We start from the raw sequence: 5,143 nt of genomic DNA on the forward strand, positions 1-5,143 counted from the left end.
AGCGCGCAAATTTGATTCAGAAGCAGTTTATATCCGCCGCTGGTTGCCTGAACTGCAACATGTGAATACGGCGGATTTACTAAGTGGTGAAATCGCCCCCTTGGAATCCCGCGGCTACCCAGAAGCTTTAGTGAGCCATCGCCAGCAGCAGGCCCATTTCAAGCAGTTATATGCAGCATTGCCTAGGTCTTAAAACAGCCAAGGCCTTAAAACTGCTTAAGCCTTGGGAAGGTTGCAGCAATTAAAACCATCGTGGCAAATCTTGCCATTGCTCAAGGCCCAGTTAACGAGGCCAACGCGATTGCGGGAACCGGTTTTTGTAAAGATATTGCTCACGTGGTTATCAACTGTGCGTTTACTAATCGAAAGCCGCGCACCGATTTCTTGGTTGGTGAGTTCTGCCGCCACCAGCTCGATGATTTCCAGCTCCCTTTCTGAGAGATGGGCGTCCATAGTTTGCGCCCCAGTGATGCTTCAGCAGTGTAGGCAGCCTGGGAGAATATCTCAGGTATAGGGGATACAACAGCGCCGGTATGGCCATAAGTTTTGAGCAGGCCCTCGCTGGCCCTGGCCCTGTAATCACCGCTGAAATCACCCCACCTTTAGGGGCGGATCCCAGTAGGGCACTGGCAGCAGCAGAGGCATTGCGGGGTTTAGTGCAGGCTTTCAACGTTACCGATGGCAGCCGGGCGGTGATGCGTATGGCAAGCATTGCCCTATGCAAGTTGCTGCAGGAACGTGATTTGGAGCCAGTGCTGCAGCTTGGCTGTAGAGATCGAAACCGGATTGCGCTGCAGGCTGATTTGCTTGGCGCCCAAGCTTTAGGGCTACGCAATGTGTTGTGTCTTACCGGTGATCCGGTGCGGGCCGGTAATCAAAGCAAAGCGCGGCCGGTATTTGATTTTGAATCGGTGCGGCTTTTGCAGCAGGTGCAGGCCCTTAATTTGGGGCTTGACCCTTTTGGCAAGCTGCTACCAGATGGCGGCACCAGCCTTTTTGCTGGCGGGGCCGCGGATCCTCAATCAAGCAGCTGGAGCGGTCTTAAAAGCCGGGTACGCCGAAAAGCTGCCGCTGGTGCTCGTTTCCTGCAAACCCAAATGGTGATGGATGCAGATGCCCTGCAGCGTTTTTGCCTTGAAATAGCAGACCCCCTAGGGCTGCCAGTGCTGGCGGGGGTGTTTTTGTTGAAGTCTGCCAAAAATGCAGATTTTATAAATCGGGTGGTGCCAGGCGCCCAGATCCCCACAGCCCTAATCGATCGGCTGGCTGGGGCGGCAGATCCCCGGGAAGAGGGCATCAAAATCGCCGCTGAACAAGTTTCTAGCTACTGCAAGATTGCAAAAGGTGTGCACCTAATGGCGATCAAGGCGGAAGAGAGCTTGGTGCAGGTTTTAAGCCTTGCCGAGATCTGAACCCAGCAATTCAGCTAAGGCCTTTTGCTCTGGTGAAGGTTGCACTAAATCCTGCCTGCGGGCATCGGTAATCAACCAATCGAGGGCTGCTTCTTGTACGTCGATGTGATCGCCACTGCGATCAACGCAGTAGCGGCCAAACACCAGCTTTTCCACAAGACGCACCCCAGCGCCAATGCGTGAATAATCAAAGATAATTGAATTGTCGATAGTTGCCCCTGCGCAAATATGACAACTAGGGCCGATCATTGCAGGGCCAATAATTGTTACCCCGTCTTCAATTTTTGTCATGCCGCCCACATATACCGGGCCTTCAACATGAATTTTATCCCAATTTGCTGCAACATTTAAACCGGTATATATGCCAGGGCGAACCTGTTTGCCAGGAATTGTTACCTGTCTAACCTCCCCCTGCAGTACAGATCTAATCGCCTGCCAGTAATCGGGCACTTTACCGATATCAACCCATTCAAATTCCATCGGAATTGCATAAAATGCTAAACCTTCTTCTACTAATTTAGGAAATAAATCAGCTCCAATGTCATAGGGGATATCACTTGGAATATGATCAAATATTTCCGGCTCAAATATATATATTCCGGTATTAATTTCATCGCTTAATGCTTCTTCTGTGCTGGGTTTCTCTTGGAATGCTTTTACTCTGCCATCCTCATCTGTTACTACCACTCCATAGCTGCTCACCTGCTCTTTAGCTACCCGTTTTGTTACGAGTGAGGCCAGTGCTCCTTTCTGGCGATGCCGCCGCACCGCTTCGCTGAGATTTAGATCGATCAAGGCATCGCCGCAGAGCACAACAAAGGTGTCGTCGAAAAAACGTTGAAAGTTTTGTATTTTTTTTAAGCCGCCAGCAGAACCAAGGGCATCACCAATCAATTCACCATCTTCGATGCGGCCTTCAAAGCTGTAGGCAATCTCCACACCAAAGCGCTGGCCATCGCGGAAGTAATTTTCGATTTCTTCGGCGAGGTGCGACACATTTACCATCACCTCTGTAAAGCCGTGCTGGCGTAATAATTCCAACAGAAATTCCATTACTGGCTTCTGCAGAATCGGAATCATTGGCTTCGGGATCGTGTAGGTGATCGGCTGCACCCTTGTTCCTTTCCCCGCCGCCAAAATCATGGCCTTCATGGCGGCTACCCCTTAGATCAAGGCAGCGTATCAATGCTTGCCTAGGCCGCTTGCAACTCAAAGGCCGGCTGCGGCGCTGACCCTATCCCCACAGCTTTCAAGGTCGATGGGCGTTGCCCCCCTTCAGCTGCTTGGAATAAACAACGCAATTTCAAGGGGCCAAATAATTGCGGACCCGTTTGCTCAAGATCTACTCGCCCTTGGGAGCAAAGAAATAACAGGGCCCAAAACACCCCCACCCGGTCGCTATCAAGATCCGGCGGGGCAGCTGCGGCCCAGGCGAGTACGAGTTGCTCGAAATCAACCCAATCCAACCCCGGTCCCCAGCCACCAAGAAACACGCTTAAGGCGGCGGTAGTTTCCGGCAACTTTTCGCGGTGAGCAAGGGCTGTGATCTGGGCAATGGCCTCTCGATCCGAATAGCGCTTTGGTGCTTGACGCCTTTGGCGAGGCCCCTCCTGCTCAAGCCTTGTGGCGATATCTTCTAATTGTTGAATTAATTCCCCCAGGGTTACGGGCCGTTGCAGCGGTGGTGGTGCCACGGTGCGCCGCAACAGCAAGCGTTCTGGTTTTGCGGGCAGTTGCAGTTGCTGGGGCCAGGCACCATCAAGATCGAGCCCCTCGCAAAGATCCTCCTCCTCGATGGGGGCAAGCCCCACTGCAAACGTGCGCTGCTCGAGATGTTCTGCTTTAAGAGACACCAACACCGATGCCGCCAAGAAAGCTTCACTGCTTTCAGCTAAATCTTGCTCATAACTGCCGCCAGCTGCTGCCAGCCGCCGCGGCAATTCAAGTTTTTGGCGCAGCTGATCTAAAAACCCATCTATTACGGCGATCACATCCACATCCCAGGGGTCGATATCGCCCCGTTCTGCTGCATCTTGCAACAAACGAATGGCCACCCGGGCCCCACTATCCCCCGGCTGGGTCAAAGGGGTTTGAATCAACTGGGCGGACCTTACCGTTAAGTGAGCTTTGGTGCCACCTGGAAAGGGAATGGAGGCGAACTAACCGCTTTCATTGTTGATTCATCCCGAGCAACTAACTGCTCGATTGTGGCCCTATAGGTATCAGTTACTAATCTTGGATAGAGGCCAATGCCAATGATTGGCACTAGCAAGCAGGAAATAATATAAATTTCGCGCGGCTCGGCATCTACCATATTTGTATTGGCTAATTCAGGATTTTCCTTGCCAAAAAATATTTCACGTAGCATTGAAAGTAGATAAATAGGCGTGAGAATCACCCCAATTGCTGCGGCACCATCGATAACAATCCTAAAAGGAAGGCTGTAGGCGTCGTCTGTGGCAAAGCCCACAAACACCATTAATTCCGATACAAAACCACTCATCCCAGGCAAGGCAAGAGAGGCAAGGCAGCAGATCGTCCATAAGGCAAACATCTTGCGCATCTTCTGACCCACCCCACCCATCTCATCAAGTTGCAAGGTATGAATGCGGTCGTAGGTGGCGCCCACCAGGAAAAATAAGCTTGCGCCAATAAGGCCGTGGCTCACCATTTGCAGCATGGCGCCGCTTGCTGCAAGCGGCGAAAAACTACCTATTCCAATCAACACAAAGCCCATATGGCTGATGGAGCTATAGGCAATTTTGCGTTTTAGGTTGCGTTGAGCAAACGAAGTAAGAGCTGCATAAATAATATTTACTACCCCTAATATCACCAATAAAGGTGCAAATTGCACATGGGCTTCCGGGAACATCGAAGCATTGAATCTAAATAATGCATATCCCCCCATTTTTAGCAAAATGCCAGCCAGCAACATGTGAACTGGTGCAGTTGCTTCCCCATGGGCATCCGGCAGCCAGGTGTGCAGCGGCACAATTGGTAGTTTTACGCCAAAAGCAATCAGAAGCCCGCCGTAGCAAAGCAATTGGAAGCCAGTGCCCAGATGTTTTGCTGCTAGTTCGCTGTATTCAAAGCTGGGGGTGCCGCCACCAGCAAAGGCCATGGCAAGCGCTACTAAGAGGATAAAAAGCGAACTGCCGGCGGTGTAAAGAATGAATTTTGTAGCGGCATATTGTCTTTTTTTACCCCCCCAAATCGCCAGCAACAAATAAACAGGTAGTAGCTCCAGTTCCCAGGCAAGGAAGAATAGAAGCATGTCTTGCACTGCAAAAACAGCGATCTGGCCGCCGTCCATTGCCAGTAGCAGAAAGAAGAAAAACTTTGGCTTAAACGTAACTGGCCAAGCCGCGAGGCAAGCAAGGGTGGTGATGAAGCTGGTGAGCAGAATCAGGGGCATTGAAAGGCCGTCTGCCCCCACCGACCAACCCAAGCCCAGCTGGGGCAACCAGGAAACCCGCTGGTAAAGCTGTAAGCCAGCGATATCGGGGTCGTAGCCCCGCAGGTAGGCGGCAACTGTGATCAGAAAGGTTGTGAGCGTTACCCCAAGGGCATACCAGCGCACAACTTTGCCGTCGCCTGGATCCGGTATGAAAAAGATCAGCAGGGAGGCCGTTATCGGCAAAAGAATGGCTGTTGTTAGCCAGGGAAAGGCGTCCAGATCCTTGGCAGCGTCTTGAGAGAGTGTAGAAATTAAGTGCCAACCTGGCATTCAC

At 51.6% G+C, this 5,143-nt stretch carries 6 protein-coding genes; 2 read left to right on the forward strand and 4 right to left on the reverse strand.

Annotated features, from left to right (window positions below; translation table 11 throughout):
* Nucleotides 1–193: FAD-binding domain-containing protein (locus KB557_RS08685; RefSeq protein WP_255133302.1), on the forward strand; the 193-nt coding region annotated here is incomplete at its 5' end.
* Nucleotides 194–216: 23 nt separating this feature from the next.
* Here KB557_RS08685 and KB557_RS08690 read toward each other — a convergent pair.
* The gene (locus KB557_RS08690) at nucleotides 217–453 is read right to left on the reverse strand and encodes a helix-turn-helix transcriptional regulator (RefSeq protein WP_255133304.1); all 237 of its coding nucleotides are present in this window, start codon (nucleotides 451–453) and stop codon (nucleotides 217–219) included.
* 80 nt (nucleotides 454–533) lie between these two features.
* On the opposite strand from KB557_RS08690, the gene KB557_RS08695 reads away from it, so the two are divergent.
* Nucleotides 534–1,412, forward strand: a complete 879-nt coding sequence (locus KB557_RS08695) for a methylenetetrahydrofolate reductase (protein ID WP_255133306.1) — start codon at nucleotides 534–536, stop codon at nucleotides 1,410–1,412.
* On the opposite strand, the gene KB557_RS08700 is transcribed toward KB557_RS08695, so the two are convergent.
* Genes KB557_RS08700 through KB557_RS08710 form a run of 3 tightly spaced genes read right to left on the reverse strand, consistent with a single transcriptional unit; the run spans nucleotide 1,392 to nucleotide 5,088 of the window.
* A complete protein-coding gene (locus KB557_RS08700) occupies nucleotides 1,392–2,564 on the reverse strand; it encodes an NDP-sugar synthase (RefSeq protein WP_255133308.1) in 1,173 nt (390 codons plus the stop codon). The genes KB557_RS08695 and KB557_RS08700 overlap by 21 nt on opposite strands.
* Before the next feature lie 41 nt (nucleotides 2,565–2,605).
* A complete protein-coding gene (locus KB557_RS08705; protein WP_399218895.1) occupies nucleotides 2,606–3,511 on the reverse strand; it encodes a segregation/condensation protein A in 906 nt (301 codons plus the stop codon).
* 17 nt (nucleotides 3,512–3,528) lie between these two features.
* On the reverse strand, nucleotides 3,529–5,088 hold the full coding sequence (locus KB557_RS08710) for an NAD(P)H-quinone oxidoreductase subunit 4 (protein WP_255133312.1): 1,560 nt from the start codon (nucleotides 5,086–5,088) through the stop codon (nucleotides 3,529–3,531).
* Nucleotides 5,089–5,143: the final 55 nt, after the last annotated feature.

The sequence above is a fragment of the Synechococcus sp. Cruz CV12-2-Slac-r genome (genome assembly GCF_024346075.1).
Classification (GTDB): Bacteria; Cyanobacteriota; Cyanobacteriia; order PCC-6307; family Cyanobiaceae; genus Synechococcus_D.

Coding starts and splice junctions, on each gene's coding strand:
- KB557_RS08690 (WP_255133304.1), bottom strand. CDS start 453: ATGGACGCCCATCTCTCAGAAAGGGAGCTGGAAATCATCGAGCTGGTG.
- KB557_RS08695 (WP_255133306.1), top strand. CDS start 534: ATGGCCATAAGTTTTGAGCAGGCCCTCGCTGGCCCTGGCCCTGTAATC.
- KB557_RS08700 (WP_255133308.1), bottom strand. CDS start 2,564: ATGAAGGCCATGATTTTGGCGGCGGGGAAAGGAACAAGGGTGCAGCCG.